This is a genomic window from Maritimibacter sp. UBA3975, from assembly GCF_002384975.1.
In the GTDB taxonomy this organism is placed as follows: Bacteria; Pseudomonadota; Alphaproteobacteria; order Rhodobacterales; family Rhodobacteraceae; genus Maritimibacter.
The window spans coordinates 402755-420441 of record NZ_DGCP01000017.1; the positions used below are offsets into that span (position 1 = coordinate 402755).

Sequence of the window (17687 nt, forward strand, 5' to 3'; positions counted from 1 at the left end):
ATCGGTAGCCCTGCCCCGGTCCAAGGTCAATCGCGCCGGTAGCCGCGGGCGAGCTTCGCCGGATCGGTCCCCGCGAGAAACCGCGCCTGCCGCACAAGGTTGCCCGCCCCGCGCCCGATCCAGTTGCCCGCGTAGCGGGTCCAGCCCGTCTCCACCCAGGCGTCGAGCAGACGGGCGCGCGGCAAGGCGCGGATGAGCGCCATGTCCTCCATGAGCGGAATATCCGGATAGCCGCCCGCCGCCTCATAGGCCTCGCGCGACACGAGCAGCCCCTGATCGCCGAACGGCATACCGAGAACCCGCGACCGCAGATTGGCCCACCCCGCCGTCACCCGCGGCCCGACGCCCGTCACGCGGAACCGCAGGCGGAAAAATCCCGGCCCGCCGCGCACAATGCCCCGCTCCACTGCCTCGACCCAGCCCGGCCCCGGAGCGCTGTCGGCATGAAGGACGAGGAGCCAGTCCCCTCCGGCCCGCGACACGCCGCGCCCGAGCTGCCCGCCGCGCCCCGCCGGTCCTGTCACCCAGACGGCCCCGACCTCCTCCGCGATCACCTGCGTCGCGTCGGTCGAGCCGCCGTCGCTCACGATCAACTCGCGCACGATTCCGGCCTCGACCCCCTCCATGAGCGCGACGAGAAGCGCCGGAAGGTGGGCCTCGGCATTGAGGGTCGGAATCACGATGGACAACGGTGCGCGCATGGGACCTTCTCACAGCGGACAGGGTGATTATATTACCCGCGACACAGGCAGGGGAAAGCGATGACCGGCGAAACCCATGAAAACCGAACGATTTTTCGTGTGACGGGCGGGGACCGCAAGTCGTTCCTCGAAAATCTCGTGACGAACAACCTGACCGAGGGGGCGCTGACCTATGCCGCGCTGCTCACCCCGCAGGGCAAGTATATCGCGGATTTCTTCCTTCTCGACGGGCCGGACGCGATCCTCGTCGATGTCGACAACGACGTGGCCCCCGCGCTCGCCCAGAAGCTCACGATGTACAAGCTGCGCGCGGACGTGAAGATCGAGGAAACCGGGCTGCACGCGTTGCGCGGCCTCGGCGACCCGCCGCAGGGTGCCCATCACGACCCGCGCCACCCGGCCCTTGGTTGGCGCCTCTACTCCGAAACCGCGGGCGACCCGCCCGAAACGGATTGGGAGGCGCTGCGCGTCGAGCACGGCGTTCCCGCGACGGGCACGGAACTCACCCCCGACACCTTCATCCTCGAGGCGGGGTTCGACCGTCTGAATGGTGTCGACTTCCGCAAAGGGTGTTTCGTGGGTCAGGAGGTGACAGCGCGCATGAAACACAAGACCGAGCTGCGAAAGGGCGTCGTGACCGTGGCCATCGACGGCGACGCCGCCGCCGGCGACCCGATCACCACCGAGGACGGAAAGCCAGCAGGCACCCTGCACACCCGCGCCGGCGACCACGCGCTCGCCTACCTGCGCTTCGACCGCGCTACCGGCCCGCTCAAGGCTGGTGATGCCCGCGTAACATGGACACAATAGACCGCGCCGTGATCGGCGTGACCGCCGACCGGATCGCCGGGCGGCGGGCGCTGCATGGCGGCGACCTCAGCAACGTGACCATGCTCACCCTCCAAGGCGGCGACCGGATCGTGGCCAAGACCGGGCCAATGGTGGACCGGGAAGCCCGGATGTTGAGCGCCATGGCCGACGCTGGCGCCCCGGTTCCGGCCGTCATCGGGGTCTCTGAGGGGGTTCTCCTTCTCGAAGCGCTGGACGAGGGTCGGGCTGACGCAACGTCATGGGCTGCTACGGGTCATGCCCTGCGCCGACTGCACGACGCGACCGGGCCCGGTTACGGGTGGGACGAGGATTACTCGTTCGGCCCGGTCGGCATCCTCAACGCCGCCCGCGACGACTGGCCGGACTTCTGGGCTGCGAACCGGATTCTCGTCCACGCGCCGCACCTTCCGGGCGGACTTGCTCCACGGCTCGCAAACCTTGCCGAGGCCCTCCCCCGGCTTCTGCCCAAGACCCCGCGCCCCGCGCTACTTCACGGCGACCTGTGGTCGGGCAACCTCCTCTTCGGCGCGCCCCCGGCTGTGTATTTCATAGACCCGGCTTGTTGTTGGGGCGATCCCGAAGTCGACCTCGCCATGCTGCATCTGTTCGGCAGTCCCGGCGCGGCCTTCGATGAAAGCTATGGCCCACTCCCACCGGGATGGGAGGAGCGGCGCGCGGTCTACACCCTCTGGCCTGCGCTCGTCCATCTGCGCCTGTTCGGCGCCGGGTATCGCGGGATGGTGGACCGGCTGCTGACCGGATTGGGGGTCTGACGGCGCGGTTTGCGCCCTGTCACCCCGTCGTGTGAAATGGCGGCGTACAGGCGGACCACCCGCACGCCGCACGCCTTCGCGATCAATCGGCAATGTTCGAAAATGACAAGGGCCGCCCCAAGGACGACCCCCAAGCCACTGAAAACATCGGAAAGCGTCAAGCGCGCTCGGCGTATTCCATCGTCTCGGTGTTCACGATGATCGCTTCGCCCTGCCCCACGAAGGGCGGAACCGTGATGCGCACACCGTTGTCCAGCACGGCTGGCTTGAAGCTGTTTGCGGCCGTCTGACCCTTCACAACCGGCTCTGTTTCCTCGATCGTGCAGGTCACTTTTTGCGGCAAAGTGGCGTTCAGCGCCTCGGTATCGTGGAACTCGACAAGGATGGTCATACCGTCCTGAAGGAAGGGACGTCGCTCGCCGAGGATCTCGGCCGGCAGCTCCACCTGATCGAATGTTTCGGTGTCCATGAAGGTCAGCATCCCGTCGGATTCGAACAGGAATTGCATGTCCTTCTGCTCGAGCCGGACGCGCTCAACTTTGTCCGCCGAGCGAAACCGTTCATTAAGTTTGGAACCGTTACGAAGGTTGCGGAGTTCGACTTGCGCAAAAGCCCCGCCCTTACCGGGTTTGACGTGATCGACTTTGACGGCGGCCCAGAGGCCGTCGTTGTGCTCCAGAACGTTACCGGGACGGATCTCGTTTCCGTTGATTTTGGGCATGTGGCTAAACCGTGGCAAAAGGTTGACGAAGAGTTGGCCGCACCTATATCCGGGGGGCTCGCCCCGTGCAAGCAGACTAGAATTAGTATGTCTTCACTCGACGATATGCGCTATGTGCATGCCAGCCATGCAGTTGAGCCAATATCGAATCGCGGCCAAACACGCATATTGGCCGACACGCCAGCAAGTGCAAGACAAGAACAACAAAGGACTGGGAATGCTCGACAACGTCGACGGAACTGCCTTCAACCATGAACAAGGAAACCGGGCGCGAAAGCTTTTCGCCGCGGTCGTCCTCGCCGCTTTGGATGATGCCATCGCGGACGACAAGAAGTACGGCAACGGACCGGATCAGATCGCGCGTTGGGCCCGATCGCGCGATGGGCGCGAAGTACTGTCCTGCGCCGGGATCGACCCGAACGAACGCGTCGTGACGGGCCTGATGGACTTCGTTGCCAAGGGTGTGCGCACCTCGGTCGCGCTGTCCCGCGAAGAAAGCGAACGCCGCCACGCGGCGGAAGCTGCCGAAGCCGCCTGATCCACCAGATCACCGGCATCTAGAAAAGCGCGTCCCTGGGGGGCGCGCTTTTCTGTTGGAGGGTCGGCAACGTGCATTTCGCCTGACCCGCTCACGCCCCCTTCCCCTCCATGACCCGGCGCGGTAACGGGTGGCATGGCCAAGGCGATCATGATCCAGGGGGCCGGCTCAAACGTCGGCAAATCGCTCCTCGTCGCAGGACTGGCGCGCGCCGCGGTGCAGCGCGGCCTCTCCGTCGCCCCGTTCAAGCCGCAGAACATGTCTAACAACGCCGCCGTCACGGTCGACGGAGGCGAGATCGGGCGCGCACAGGCGCTTCAGGCGCGCGCTGCCGGACGCGACCCCGTCACCGACATGAACCCCGTGCTGCTCAAGCCCGAGACGGACACCGGCGCGCAGGTCATCGTGCAGGGCCGCCGCTTCGCCACGGTCAGGGCGCGCGACTACGGGGCCATGAAAGGCCAGCTCCTGCCCCGCGTGCTGGAGAGCTTCGGGCGGCTCTGCGACACCGCCGACCTCGTGATCGTCGAGGGGGCCGGCAGCCCGGCCGAGGTCAACCTGCGCGCCGGCGACATCGCCAACATGGGCTTTGCCGAGGCCGCTGACGTCCCGGTGGTTCTTGCGGGTGACATCGACCGGGGCGGCGTCATCGCACAGCTCGTCGGCACCCACGCGGTCCTCCCCGCGCCGGACCGCGACCGGATCACCGCGTTTCTCATCAACAAGTTCCGCGGCGACCCGCGCCTCTTCGACGGAGGGCTGACCGAGATTACCCGCCACACGGGCTGGCCGTCGCTTGGCGTACTGCCCTGGTTCGCCGAGGCGTGGCGCTTGCCGGCCGAGGACATACTCGACCTCGCAGCCCCGCGCCCCGGCGGCAGCTTCAAGATCGCCGTGCCGCGCCTGAACCGGATCGCCAATTTTGACGACCTCGACCCACTCGCCGCCGAACCCGGCGTGACAGTAGAGATCGTCCAGGCCGGCAGCCCGCTCCCCGGCGACGCCGACCTCGTTCTCTTGCCCGGCTCGAAATCCACCATCGCCGACCTCGCCCATTACCGGGCGCAGGGCTGGGACATCGACCTCACCGCTCATGTCCGTCGCGGCGGACATGTGCTGGGTGTCTGCGGCGGTTACCAGATGCTCGGCACGCGGATCGAGGACCCCGATGGTCTTGAGGGCGAACCAGGCGCCGTTCCCGGCCTTGGCCTTCTCGATGTCACGACCCGGCTCCAGCTGAAAAAAAGGCTCTCCCTGACAAAGGCGCGTGACATCGAGACCGGCGAAACGCTCACGGGCTACGAGATCCACCTTGGCACGACGACCGGCCCCGGGACCGACCGGCCCTGGCTCACCATCGACGCGCGGCCCGAAGGGGCCCAAGACCCAACCGGGCGCGTGCGCGGCACCTATTTGCATGGAATGTTCGATTCAGACGCTTTTCGGCGGGCGTTCCTCGCCCGTTTGGGAGCAACAACATCGGAAATGTCCTATGGTGCATCGGTCGAGGCTACTCTGGACGCCCTCGCCGAACACCTCGAAACCCACCTTGACGTGGACGCGCTTCTTGCCCTCGCGCACTGACGTATCGTCACCGCCCGCGCCAACGTGAGCGCCTGTCCACCGGACAGGCGCGAGGCATGGACTTGCGCCGAAGGCGCGCCGCTATCTTGGAAAACTTAGTCGAAGTCCTTGAGCGCCATCGCGCGGGCGATCTCGCGCCGGACCATGCGGCGCAGGTTACGCGTGATCCGCTCGCCCATGGTGCCCTGAAGCTCCTCGCGCACCAGCCGTCCCACGATCTCGCGCAGCATGTCCTCGTCGATCACCATGTCATCCGGGGATTCGTCGCCGCTCAAACCAGCCGCGACGTCCGGATCGTTGTAATCAGCGTCGGCGTAGAGCGTGTTGTCTTCCGTTTCTAGTGTCTCGCTCTCAGAGGAAAACGCGATGTTCTCGTCCTCGACATCTTCCCAGTCGGTCGCCTCGGACGCCGCGCTCAGATCGTCGAAGTGGTCTTCAGCCTCCGACGCCTCCTCTGCGAGCGCGTCTGCCTCCGACTCCGCCGCAGCGGGCCTGTCGAAGGGCGAGGTATGACGAAACAGGACCGTCTTGGGCGTATCCGGCTCCTCGGACCCGTCAGGCTCCCAATCTTCCGACGCAGGAGATGTGACCACGGCCTCAAGTTCCGCGATCCGATCTTCGAGTGACTCGGTGATCCCGGCCACGTCCTCCTGCGGCGCGACGGTGTCCGCCACAGGCTCCTGTTCCGGCGCCTCGTGGGTGGTGGTTTCTCCGCTCAAAGCGGCAAGCGCCGCGTTGAGCGGGTCCGGATGACTATCATCGGGCGTCGGCGTTTGCTTCGCGTCAGTGTCCGGCGTATCGGACGTCTCCACGGCATCATGCACCAGAGTCTCGACGGAAAAATCGCGCGTTTCGGGCACGTCCTCTTCCATCGGCGCTTCCGGCACCGGCGCCACTTCCGGCTCGGCCGCCGGCGCCGTGTCGACGCGGAATGCGGGCGTCAGGACAAGTTTGCTGGCCATCTCGCTCGCACGTTCCTCACGCCGCGGCGCACCGGTTTCCGAGACAAGCCGCCGGACTGCCGACAGCACGTCCTCGATTTCCGCATTGGTTACAGGTTCCGACATGGATTCGTTACCGCCTCGATCTAGCCCCGGTCCACAGAATACCCAGCGCAGCCCTCTGGGGCAATCCGCACATGCGCATTAACCCACGCTTCAGTTAGGAAACCCTTAAAATCTCAGCGTTTTCCGAGCGCTTCGAGGATATGGTCCAGCTTTTCGCCCTGAGGGCTCACCGTACGCAACGGCGCATTTTGGACCGTGTTGAAGTACGCAGACGGGTCGTAGGTGGCGATCCCCAGACGCAGGTGGTCGGCGGTCAGCAGGCCCATGGCCGCAAGGAGATTGTAGATCGCAAGGTACTGGTCATACCGGGCCTGGATCGCCGAAGACCGCGCATCCAGCAACTCCTGCTCCGCGTTCAACACGTCGAGCGTTGTGCGTGCACCGAGCGTCGCCTCCTCGCGCGCGCCGCGCAAGGCGACCGTACTGGCACGAATCTGCCGATCCGTCGCCTGAAGACTGGCCGTAGCGATGGCAAGCTGGGCCCAGGCATTGCCCACCGCCTGCTCTACGTTCAGCACCGTGACGTGAAGGCCAGCCCGCGCAGCCTCGGCCTGCGCAAGCGCTTGCCGGTAAAGTGCCGACAGCCGCCCGCCCGAATAGATCGGCCCCGAAAGCGTGAGGCTGCCCGAGACGCCCGCGTTCGGCCCGCTCGACGTCGTGGTCCCGATCGGCGGTGGGGAATAGGTCGTCGTGGAGCGCAGACCGGTCGTCGCCTGCACCTGCGCGTTCAGCGTTGGCATCGTGCTGCGCTTGGCCAGTTCGATGGACATCTCGGCCACGCTCACCGAACGCTGCGCCGCCTTGATGTCGGGGTGACGTCCCCGCGCTTGCGACTTGGCGGCCTCGACAGTCGAGGGGACCGAAGGCGGGTTCGGCGGCGGTGACAGACGCCCCGGCATCCGGCCGACCGCGGCCTTGTAGGCCTCGCGCGCGACAAGGAGGTTGCCCTGCGCAGACGCTTCGGCAGCCCGCGATGCCGCCAGCCGTGCCTCGGCGAGCGACACGTCGGTCTGCGTGATCTCACCCACCTCGAACCGGTCGCGCGCCGCGCGCAGCTCCTGCGTGATGAGGCGCACAGAGTTGGCCTGAAGGGCAACGGTGTCACTGGCCGACAACACATTGAGATAGGCGTTCACGGCATTGAGCAGCACGTTCTGCTCCACGCCCACCAGCGCCTCACGCGTCATCAGCACGTTTTCCCGCGCGATCTCGATCCGCTTGTCGGTCGCGCCGAAATCGAACAGCAGGAGCGATGCCGTCAGGGCGAGAGATCCGCTGACCGATTCCGAGGCCGCAGGCGTCGTGCCGCCCACTGACGGGTTGTTGAAGTTCCACGATCCCTGCGCTGTATAAGACAGAACCGGGCGAAGGGCCGAAACGGCCACAGCGACGTTCTCGTCCTCGGCCCGCAAAAGTGCGCGCTGCTGGTCGAGAAGACCGGAGTTCTTGTAGGCTGCGACCATCGCGTCGGCCAGCGTCTCGGCGCTGGCCGCGACAGGGGCCAAGACCAGCAATGCCGACAGGCAAATGGCCGTCACGCGCCTGACAAGACCCGACTTAATATTTTGCATGGTACTCTCGTCCCTGTGGCGTCGCGCCTCAGAGCGCGAATTCTTTTGTCGCCGTGAACCCCGGCAGGACCGGTGCAGATGCGTTGAATGCAAAGCGCCAGTTTACGGCTCCATCAATCTTGTGCCCGATTTTCGCGATTCCAAGATTGTCCTCGGAAAAAATAGTGGCAATGCGACCATTTTCACGCAGTTGGTCAAGGATCACTTGCGGTACCGTCTCCACCGCGCCCTCGATGAGGATCACATCGTAGGGGCCATGCTTGGACGCCCCGGCGGTCAGCGCCTCGTTGATGACGGCCACATTGTCGACCCCCTCACCCGCCAGACGCGACTCGGCCTCGCCTGCGAGCCCATCGTCTTCTTCCAGCGCGACAACGAAATCGCCAAGCTGGGCCAGAACCGCCGCGCCGTAACCGAGACCGGCCGCCACAACGAGCACCAGTTCGTCGGGCTGGATCGACAGGACATCGAGGAGTTTCGCGAAACACCGCGCTTCCAGCAGAACCCGCCCCGGCGCCAGCGAGATCTGCGTCTCGCTATAGGCCGCCTCGCGCTGATCGTCCGGCACGAAGTCCTCGCGCGGCACGCTCAACATGGCGTCAATGATGGGGTATTTGGTCACGTCGGACGGCCGAACCTGTGTGTCGACCATCATGCGGCGGCGTGTCTCGAAGTCGCTCATGGGAAGGCGTCCTGTCTGGCTCCGTAGCTCTTCGTGGGTCTTGCCACAGAAACCCGGGGGCCGCAACGCCAAGCGCCTCGCGACCCCCCTTGCACAGTCGGCGCCCGTGAGATTTCCCCGCACCCTTCGGCGAGTTGGCGGAGTGGTCACGCTGCGGATTGCAGATCCGTCAATTTCCCAAGAAAATTCATCATATCAGGTAGCCTTGGCTATCGGGACAGATGCCGAACAATGGCAGAAACTGAAAACCGCACAATTGTATCCTTCGGCACCGATCCGGCGCCAAAGTGCTCGTTGCAGTTCAAGTTCGGACTGGGCTGTGAAGCAAACCCGAATGCCCTTTTGATTTGGCTCGATCGGGTCTTCAATGCTGAATCGTCTCAGATACTGGCGCACGGAATACTTGGCGGAGCGCTGTTCGGTCCCAGCAGATTAATACGAACGTGACCAAGCAAGATCGGGCCTTGTCGCGCAGAGCGCCGCTAGATGCTGATGGTGAACTTTCCGCCTTAGCAAGGCGGGCTTTCAATCTGGGCGGGTAACTGCCGTTCGCGGCTCCGTACACGGAGGTCCGCTATATAGAATTTTGTGCCTTTCGCCGCCGAGATCTTCGCTATACGCTCGCCAATAACGTGCGCAACAAGCCTAATCCTGCATGGTCAAAAAGAACATGTGGTATAAAGCTAATTGGTGAATGGCGAAAAAGGTCGAACTAAATGGCTGAAATCGAGGGCCTCCAAGACGACGACGAACCGCTTGATGTCGGGAACATGGTCATCCCGGCCGGCGCTTCAGACAAAGAGATCGAAAAGCACTTTGAGATTGGGCGTCTCAGGGTCGTACAGGAAAAGAACGACATCTTCCTGTCACATGTCCTCGACTTCATTCAAGGCACCAGCGAGAGCCGTGTATGGACCAACCTGAGGCCAGAGTATCAGCGTCGTCTTCGATGGGACAATAAGAAGAAAAGCAAGCTCATCGAGAGCTTTATCATGAACATCCCCGTTCCGCCGATTTTTCTTTATGAGAAGACCCTCGGGAAATTCGAGGTCATGGATGGTCAGCAGCGCCTCAATGCGATTTCCGAGTTCTGGGCAGGGAGCTTCGAGCTGGAAGGTCTGAAGATTTGGGCTGCCTTGAATGGCCGGACTTACGCACAGCTACCACCACTTGTGCGCCGGGGGTTAGAACGCGCCAAGATTTCTGCCATCACATTGATGTCCGATACATCCGGGGGAGAAGACAACAGCATTGAACTTAGAGCTCAGGTATTCGAAAGGCTAAATACTGGTGGGGAACAGTTGAACGCACAGGAGCTTAGAAATTCGCTTTATTCAGGCCCCTTCAATGATATGATTATAACTCTTTCGAAGGAAAAGTCATTTACGGACAGTTGGGGCATTCCTGATCACGAAGAAAATACACTGGCTGACGGAAGCGTTGCAGAGGCCCTCAAGAAGAATGTCCTATATAAACGAATGACTGATGTTGAGATTGTTTTGCGGTTCTTCGCGTTTCAACAAGATGACAGAATTTCTGGCTCGGTTCGCTCAATGCTTGATGCTGCTATGAAGTCTAATCGGAATATGAAGGAAGAGCAGATTGAAATCTCAAAAGGGCAGTTTCTTGATACGCTGTCCCTTGCCAGTGAGGTTTTCGGAGATGATGCTTTCCGGTTGCCCGGCGTTGGTGATGGAAAAGGGAAGCTGTCGAAACCGCTCTATGATGCACAAATAATTGCACTTTTTAGGCTCTTCGATCGCGCTGAGGATATTCGCGCCTCAGCTCCTGCGATAAAGGAAGCTGTTATGAATTTGGCACAACCGGACCGCGAGACATACGAACTTATGGTCGGCCGCGGGAACACGGCTGCCACGATCAAAGAACGGATTGCCGCGGTAATAGCCGCCATCCAGGGCGTGATCGGCAATGGCGCAGCTTGATAGCGCAAAAAAGCGCGCATTCTCATATTTATCGGAACTTCGCGAAACTTTAGCTGTTCGGCAGTTTTTCTCTGAGATCATTATTGGACGAAATGGTGAACTTATGGGTGCGTTCGGATACGATGCGGCAGTTCGGGCGCGTCTGACTGAAGCGGCGAGGCTCAAAGCCACCCCTCCAGCCGCTCTCTACCGTGGCCTCTTCGTTCAGGCCAATTCCATTTTTGAGGCATATGTCCGAGACCTCTCCTCGATAGTCGCAGAGAACATGGCCTCTAAGGCCACGAAATATTCCGAGTTGCCAGAAAACTTTCGCCTTCAGCACATTCACTTGTCCGGCCAAATCCTTCAGCACATGAAGACAGGGACGCTCGCCGGCCAGAAGTTCGACTTCGGCCGCCTTACAAATGCATTGGGGCAGTGTTTTTCCGATTTCGACACATTTTCGATCATGCCCGAAGTATTCACATTGATGATGGGGAATGTGACGCCTGATCGATTGGAAAACCTATTCGAAAAGATTGGCCTCCCAGAACCGTTCAATCCGGGTGTGGGTCGAAGCGGAGCGATTAAGAAAGTGTTTGGAGAGGCGCGCCATACATCAGCAGCCAAGCTTGCTAAAGACAAGCTTCAGGAAGTGGTTGGGGTAAGAAATACTCTGATCCATGGCGATTTAAGCGCCACTGTAGAACAATCTGACCTGAATGGGGCAATCGATTTTTTGGAGGCCATGATTGAAGCTCTGGACGAACTTGCGAGGCCTTGTATCGTTTAGCCAGCAATTTGGCGTACCTTCGCAACGGATATTGCTTTTTAATGTCTCACAATACTTGGCAAAATTTATGTGCGACGACCGCAATCCTGAGCGCACTTAACCGTCCGGAGCATTTTGCCTTGGCTTGCGACGGTGTGAACCGACGGCCTTAGTATAGCAATACTCCGATCAAGCTGATCGCCGTTGCAGGCGCTCTTGGCAACCCAATGCGGTCGCGCGTTTACGGCTGGGGGAACGGCAGCTATGGGCCGTTCGCCGATCTAGTGCAAGTGCGGCGTGGTCAACCTCATGACAGAAACGTCAGGGGACGGCATTGCTTACACAACTCCAATTCCGCGGGACCATGCGACTTTTCCGCCTTCCACGCGTAGAGCCGTACATCATTCGCGGCCTGTTGAAATGGTTCCTTTCCTGGACATAAGTCGGAATTGGTTCGAGACGGTTGGCCCCGCAAGCCCCTGATTTACTGCTAAAAATACGTGTACACCTTTCAACACCACTGGGACCTGCGCTCTGGTTCTTGACCTGCGCGCCAAGGCCCGGCGCCGATGGCCCTCTATTGACCGGCTGACTCTGAGATTCGAATCTGAGCCTGAACCTGGAGATTGCCTCCACAGCGCTATGGCACCGGCGCGGAGGTCGGATTCGCCCTCATCCAATCTCAGGCTTACCGCGTTGCCGTCCAACGACTGTCGTAGTTGGCCGTCGGGCAATCGGGCTCTTCGGGTTCGTCCTCTTCGATCAATCCCAGCGACGTGGCCCCGGCTATGGCACCACCTATGGCCTCACCGATCCCTGACAAAGCACAGGCCATGTCCGGCATCCGGGCCGTGCCTTGGGCGCTCATCGAGTTCTCACCTGTCAGCGTCACCTGGTAAGTCACCGCGACGCTCACGCCGTCCTGGGACATGAACCCCTCCAGCATCAGCGTATCCCCGGACACGCGACCTTCGACCGGCATTCCACCACTCTCCGTAAGGATGTCTCCACCAGCGACTCCGTTCTGCACTGAGATCCTGATCTCGAGCGGTAGCGGGAAGGTTTTGCCTTCCGCACTTATGCTGATCTGTCCGGTGCCACGCCACGAGCCGTCGAACGTCAGGCTATTTCCGCCCGGAACCAGCGTCGGTGCAGCGGCTGGTGCCGGACGGGTTTCCACGCTTTCCTGACCAACCGAGGCACAATCTCGCCGTGCCGCATCCAGACGTGCCCGGGCGCGGTCGAGGGCCGCCACGTTGTAGGAAATCCCGTCAAGCCGCACTGCCAAGGCATCGAAATCGCCGGAACACGACGCAACCGCGCGGTCGACGTCTGCTATGGCCCCCTGAAGCGTCGCGATGGCGGAAACAGCCCCTTGAACCCGGCTGCGTTGCTCGGGACAGTCCGAGAGGGCCTCCGGCATCGAAGCAAGGCTCATGGCACGGGCCAGCAGGTCGCGGGCCTCGCCCCAGTTCCCGCGATCAGCCGCGGTCGCCACGTAGCCCTCCATACGGGAAAGCTCCGCACATGGGTCGGATACGTTCGGGCGGCTGGCTTGTGCCTCGCAGCTGCGGCGTGCGCTGGCGATGCGCGTCAGAGCGGTCTGGAACCAGAGGTGCCCCTCGCCCCGCGCCCGTGTCTCGATCCGGTCCATCGTCCCGGTATCGCAAGCAGACATCGCGGCCGAGAGCTGACCTTCGAGCGTGCGCAACTTTGCAATGTTTGACAGCCCGGCGTTCACCCGGGACAGCATCCCGTCGCATTGCCCCGCACGCCCATTCAGGGCCGCCCTCAACTCGGCCAGTTTCGCGTCGGCCCGGCCCAGCTGGTTAGCGCGGTAGTCCGCACGTGCCGAGTCCAGGCGCACCGTCAAGGCCGAACACAATGCCCTGGCACCAGCTGCTTCCTGGTCGGCCGCGTCACACTGCTTCCTCGCTGACGCCATCCGAGCGATCTCATCCCGGAACATCGGATGGTCACGTCCTTGGCTGGCCTCGGAGAGCTGCGCCATGAGCGGGGTATCACAGGCCGCGATGGCAGCGTCCACGCGCGCGCGGAAAGCTTCCAGCGTGGCGATCTGGTCGAGACCTCTCTGCGCGCGATCAGCGAAGGCCGCGCAGAGCGGCGGGTTGGCGGACCGCGAGATGTCCAGCACACGTCTCAGGCCGGAGGCTGCCGGTTCGAGCTGGTTGGACTGGTAAGCGCTGCGCGCCGTCTCGAAGGTATCGACCAGTGTGCGTGCCTGCCTGACGTGATCACCCAACGCTCCGAGACGTACACCAGAAAGCGCTGCGATTTCAGACGTCGCCCGGGCAAGGGCGCCGGGATCGCACCCCTGCAAAGCGTCGCGTGCGAGTTGTGTGACACGCCGGGCTTCATCCACCCTGTTGCGCAGGTCCGCGAGTCGATTGCCGAGCGGCGGTTCGCAAAGAGCGCCCTGACCCGTCGCCTCGGCATGAGGGTCGATCCGTTGGGAGACCCGGTTGAACAGCATGTCTCCAGCCGACAGAAGCTGCGCCTCCGTCTCGACGAGGCCGCGTTCGAGCGCGGCACAGGCGGCGATGACCTCAGGGTTCGGCGTTTCGGGCTCCGGCTCGTCGGGTGTCGGGCCGACCGTCGCCCCGCCCCCGGTGTCCTCGCCCTCCGCCGGGTCCGGATCGTCCGCCTCTTCTGCCGGTACTGTAAGTGCGATCTCTGTGCGCGCGGTTATGCCGCCGTTTCTGCGTTCGTAGAACAGCGCATTACGCCGGACGTAGCCACGCCGGAAGGTCTCGCTCGAGCCTCGGCCCGCAGTCGCCTCGGCAGAGGCAGTCACGACGGGAAACCGTCCCGTCGACAGAGCCGTGATCGAGAAGCGCCCGGACAGGTCCGCTTGCCACGCCTCGCAGCCCCGAACTTCTTCCCCGTTGGATACCGACACGTTCAGGATCGCGCCGGGGACCGGACGGCCGTCCTCGTCGAGCACGCGGCCCTCAAGGATCACGACGGACAGGCCGCCCAGTTTCTCGGCAAGGTCCGAATAGGTCTCCATCGCCGCGCCCCCGCGGCGCACAGCGGGCCCGAACCCGCCTTCGAAGGCGACAAAGGAGGCCGCGATGACCTTGGCGAGCCGTTCGCCCCCCTCGGCCAGCGGTCGGGCGAGGCTTTCCGGCGTTTCGCCCATCGCAGCCGCGGCGGACGAAACGATCTGGTCCAGCGAACAACGGTCGCCTGGCAGCACGAGGGTCCGGATCGCGTCCATGCCCCCTTCGATCTCTTCGACGATCTCCCGCGCCTCCTCCAGAAGCGCGATAGGACCGCCCGGCGGCGACGTGTTGTAAACGGACCCGATGCGGTTCACATGCCCGTCCGGATCGCGGGTGATCGGATAGCCGAACTCGACGCCCGCGTCGATCAACTCCATTGCAGCAAGGACGCCCTTTCGCCCCGTGGCGTTGGTGCCTTCGATGAAGCTTTGGCCGTTGTAGAAATAGTAGACCGGGGTCTGGGCCCCTTGCGTGACGTAGACGTGCTTGAACGGCCACGTGCCGTATTTCAGCGGACAGGCCAGAAGCCCCTTGTCGTTGAAGAATGTCGCCTTCGGGTCGCGCGACGGCACGCCGACACCAAGGCAGAATCCGTTGCGCTTGTTGATCTTCTGTTCGAGCGCGAGGGTCGCTGCGAGCAGTTGATCAGCAGCGTCTGCATAGGCGAGGACGATGTCGCCCATGAACTGAGTGAGAGGTCCGCCCACCTTGCCCGCGACCTCTCCGCCGATCCGCATCAGGCCGAAGAACGCCTGCACCTGGGACACGGGTTCTTCGGTCCCCACGGCGGAGTAGATCACCGAGACCGCCCGCCCGATCTCATAGGTCTCGTTCAACGCACGCAACTCGCCCTCGCGTGATTTGAACCGGTCCAGCCATTCCCCGGACAGCCCAACCTTGCTCAACACATCCGCGGTGGGCGTGCTGGGCGGCGCCGCGTCCAGCTCCTCCCCCGCACGAAGAAGCTGGTTCACCCGCGTCTGTGCGGTGGTTGCCAGCCCCCGCAGGCCCGCGATGATCTCGGCGGACTGGCCGTTCGTCAGGTCCACATAAGTTTTCCACGCCGACAGGACCCACGCGTTTTCCTCGCCCGACGTGAAATAGGCGAGCGCGTAGGCCTGCGCCTCGGCAGGAGCGTTGTTCAGCCACTCCACGGCCATCGCCTGCATCTCGGGCGAGCCGGGCGCGTACCGCGCCTGCGCTTCCGGTGGCAGGAGCGGGTAGAGTTGTTCGGCCACGAACTTCCAGAACCCGCCCGTGAGTTCGCCGATCTCCCGATCCACCGCCGCGTTGAGCTGCGTTTGAAGCGAGGTCACCGGCCCCGTGACGGCTTCGGTGACCTGTGCGATCCACTGATCCTTCTTCTGGTTGCAAAAATGCAGAAAGAAGGTCTCGGTATCGAGGGTCGCTTTCTCGAACCTGAGTTCCGTTTCGGCGAGCCGCGACGACAATGCCGCGTAGAGATCGCCACAAGGGTCCACCGGATAGCTGATCTTGACGGCATTCGGTCGGCCCACACCGTCGAGGACGCTGGAGAACCTCGTTTGGGCGGTCAGGGGCGCGGCGACCATCAGGGATATGACGCAGGCGACCCAAATGGTCAGGAGCGGAAAGATCGCCCTAGAAATCATCGAGCGACCCGGCGCCGAGCAGGTCGCCATCTGACCCGGACGACGCTGGAGATGCCGGCGCGTTCGCCGGAGCGTCAGCAGGCGGGCTGCCGCCGGGCGGGCCGATCATGTCGTTCATCGAGATCAGGTCGGCCGGGTTCGCGGCAGGTCGCGTGTCAGCGATACGGCGGATCGCGGCCTGAGTCCCGCCCCCGATAATACCGTCGATGGCGCCGGTATAGACGCCCATCCGCTTCAGCTCCATCTGGATGCCTTTGCAGAACTCGATCATGTAATCTTCCTGACACTCACCGCGCGCCGCGCGCCCTTCTCCAGCCTGTGCAAGCACGGTGGGGTCGGCCACACGCTCGAACGCCCGGACGGCGAGGAAACCCGCGAAGTGGTCGAAGGCGGGCTGGTTGCGACGCTGACTCTCGATACGAACGCTCCGCAGGAATTGCTGGGTTTGCAGCACGTCCCCGTTCACCACGCGGTAGAGGTACCAGCCAGTGACGCCGGGTCGCGTATGGAACGTGTCGTCGTCGAGCGGGACGCCGAGCCGGGCCGCAACCTGCCGGATTTCCTCCAGGTCGTACAGCGCCGCCCCGGCCTGAGAGCTGGAAGAGCCAGGTGCGGGATCGCCGCCGAAGCCGACGCAGTCGATGATGTCGGTCTCGATGGCCGTATCCAGCATGTCCGACGGCAGGACCTGTGCCTGACGGGACGTAACCGACGTGAAGAAAGACAAGGCGCGCGAGTTCGGGCGCGCGGCAACGACGAGACCCTGGAGATCGGACCGTGCCCCGACATAGTCGGCACAGTAAGCGACGAAGGGCGTGTTGCCCTTCCCGGCTCCGAACAGAATCCAGTGCATCTGCCGGGTTGGAAGGTGTCTTTTGACAGCTTCACGCGCCTCGGTCAGGCCCGGGAAATCACTCGGAGTATTCTGGGCGTACACGCTTCCATAGCTGAAAACGAAGCCGAGGGTTGCAAGAATGGCTTTGCTAAACATCTTGAGGTCACATCCCGATCCGCTGGACCCGTAATGGACCAATTGTATCACACGCACCGTCAGCGGCCAAACAGGGGCGCGCAAGCAACAGGTGCTGCCGATTTAAATCGCGGCCTTTGCCGCCCGAAGTACTTGCAAAAAGCAGAGGCCTGGGGTCGAACGAACAACCGCTTATCCCTTGGCCGGATTGAGCGGTGCAGAAATGGCGGGTTGTGGCCGCACCTCTGCCCCGACTGATTGTCGAACTTGGTGTCGGTAGTGTGCAGCGCGCCAGCGATTGGACAAGATTCCGCTTGAACGACTATGATGGCATGAGACTTCGACTCACATAGGGCAAGACCGACAAGGCCCTGTGGTTCCAACGCACAGGGCTGCTCAAAGCCTTGCTGGACAGTGCGGCTCACGACGGGCTGACGATCCTGACCCGTCGCAGTGGGTCGCCCATGGACTGTCGCCACATGGCACATATCATGAGTGCCGAACGCAATCGCCTCGACCTTTTCGACCACGCGCTCCGCTATCGTGGCGTGATGGAACTGGCTTCGGCCGGATGCGATGACGACGAGATTGCGAGCTACAGCGGGCACAGTTCCAAAGACATGATCCGGAAATATGCCGGCCAGGCTCGGAAAATGATGCGGGCACAGCAGGCTTGGGAAAAGCTTCAGTGAACAGAGCAGGCACAGAAAGGAAACCTGAAAACTCGCCTGATAACCGCTTGACGCCCTCGGCCCTGAACCCTATCAAACCCTTCACTTCGGCGAGTTGGCGGAGTGGTGACGCAGCGGATTGCAAATCCGTGTACACCGGTTCGATTCCGGTACTCGCCTCCATTTACTTTCAATGACTTAGACGATTTTTCGCGCTCCGGCGCGAG

Annotated in this window: 14 protein-coding genes and 1 tRNA gene; 8 read left to right on the forward strand and 7 right to left on the reverse strand. The window is 62.7% G+C overall.

The features are described from left to right. Positions 1–26: 26 nt before the first annotated feature. Positions 27–701, reverse strand: a complete 675-nt coding sequence (locus tag B2585_RS18635; RefSeq protein ID WP_292025440.1) for a glycosyltransferase — start codon at positions 699–701, stop codon at positions 27–29. A 60-nt stretch (positions 702–761) separates the two neighbouring features. On the opposite strand from B2585_RS18635, the gene B2585_RS18640 reads away from it, so the two are divergent. Next, positions 762–1511, forward strand: coding sequence for a YgfZ/GcvT domain-containing protein (locus B2585_RS18640; RefSeq protein ID WP_292025441.1), 750 nt, complete (start codon positions 762–764; stop codon positions 1509–1511). Then, positions 1499–2305: a fructosamine kinase family protein gene (locus tag B2585_RS18645; protein WP_292025442.1), complete on the forward strand. Its 807-nt coding sequence runs from the start codon at positions 1499–1501 to the stop codon at positions 2303–2305. Before B2585_RS18640 ends, B2585_RS18645 begins: the two co-directional genes overlap by 13 nt. Before the next feature lie 157 nt (positions 2306–2462). Here B2585_RS18645 and efp read toward each other — a convergent pair whose 3' ends face one another. Further along, a complete protein-coding gene (efp, locus tag B2585_RS18650) occupies positions 2463–3026 on the reverse strand; it encodes an elongation factor P (RefSeq protein ID WP_292025443.1) in 564 nt (187 codons plus the stop codon). A gap of 217 nt (positions 3027–3243) precedes the next feature. Between efp and B2585_RS18655 the strand changes: the two genes are divergently transcribed. Further along, entirely contained in the window at positions 3244–3564 is a 321-nt protein-coding gene (locus B2585_RS18655; RefSeq protein WP_218391684.1) for a DUF6280 family protein, read from the forward strand. A 135-nt stretch (positions 3565–3699) separates the two neighbouring features. Then, a complete protein-coding gene (locus B2585_RS18660) occupies positions 3700–5148 on the forward strand; it encodes a cobyric acid synthase (RefSeq protein ID WP_292025445.1) in 1449 nt (482 codons plus the stop codon). Positions 5149–5243: 95 nt separating this feature from the next. Here B2585_RS18660 and B2585_RS18665 read toward each other — a convergent pair whose 3' ends face one another. The 3 genes from B2585_RS18665 to B2585_RS18675 form a co-directional block, all read right to left on the reverse strand. After that, the gene (locus B2585_RS18665) at positions 5244–6215 is read right to left on the reverse strand and encodes a hypothetical protein (RefSeq protein WP_292025446.1); all 972 of its coding nucleotides are present in this window, start codon (positions 6213–6215) and stop codon (positions 5244–5246) included. Positions 6216–6328: 113 nt separating this feature from the next. Further along, complete coding sequence (locus B2585_RS18670; RefSeq protein ID WP_292025448.1) at positions 6329–7753, reverse strand: TolC family outer membrane protein; 1425 nt, start codon at positions 7751–7753, stop codon at positions 6329–6331. Between the two features lie 61 nt (positions 7754–7814). Continuing rightward, positions 7815–8468, reverse strand: coding sequence for a protein-L-isoaspartate O-methyltransferase family protein (locus tag B2585_RS18675; protein ID WP_292025449.1), 654 nt, complete (start codon positions 8466–8468; stop codon positions 7815–7817). A 716-nt stretch (positions 8469–9184) separates the two neighbouring features. On the opposite strand from B2585_RS18675, the gene B2585_RS18680 reads away from it, so the two are divergent. Together B2585_RS18680 and B2585_RS18685 are read left to right on the forward strand one after the other, a co-directional pair. Then, on the forward strand, positions 9185–10411 hold the full coding sequence (locus B2585_RS18680) for a DUF262 domain-containing protein (protein ID WP_292025450.1): 1227 nt from the start codon (positions 9185–9187) through the stop codon (positions 10409–10411). Continuing rightward, positions 10398–11183, forward strand: a complete 786-nt coding sequence (locus B2585_RS18685) for an MAE_28990/MAE_18760 family HEPN-like nuclease (protein WP_292025451.1) — start codon at positions 10398–10400, stop codon at positions 11181–11183. Before B2585_RS18680 ends, B2585_RS18685 begins: the two co-directional genes overlap by 14 nt. A 667-nt stretch (positions 11184–11850) precedes the next feature. On the opposite strand, the gene B2585_RS18690 is transcribed toward B2585_RS18685, so the two are convergent. Continuing rightward, on the reverse strand, positions 11851–15759 hold the full coding sequence (locus B2585_RS18690) for a hypothetical protein (protein ID WP_292025452.1): 3909 nt from the start codon (positions 15757–15759) through the stop codon (positions 11851–11853). A gap of 49 nt (positions 15760–15808) precedes the next feature. Then, positions 15809–16672 carry a hypothetical protein gene (locus B2585_RS18695; RefSeq protein WP_292025453.1) on the reverse strand — a complete coding sequence of 288 codons (864 nt, stop codon included), beginning with the start codon at positions 16670–16672 and terminating at the stop codon, positions 15809–15811. Positions 16673–17193: 521 nt separating this feature from the next. Between B2585_RS18695 and B2585_RS18700 the strand changes: the two genes are divergently transcribed. Further along, complete coding sequence (locus B2585_RS18700; RefSeq protein WP_339717193.1) at positions 17194–17481, forward strand: hypothetical protein; 288 nt, start codon at positions 17194–17196, stop codon at positions 17479–17481. An 88-nt stretch (positions 17482–17569) separates the two neighbouring features. Continuing rightward, positions 17570–17643: transfer RNA gene (locus B2585_RS18705), tRNA-Cys, on the forward strand. Positions 17644–17687 lie beyond the last annotated feature (44 nt).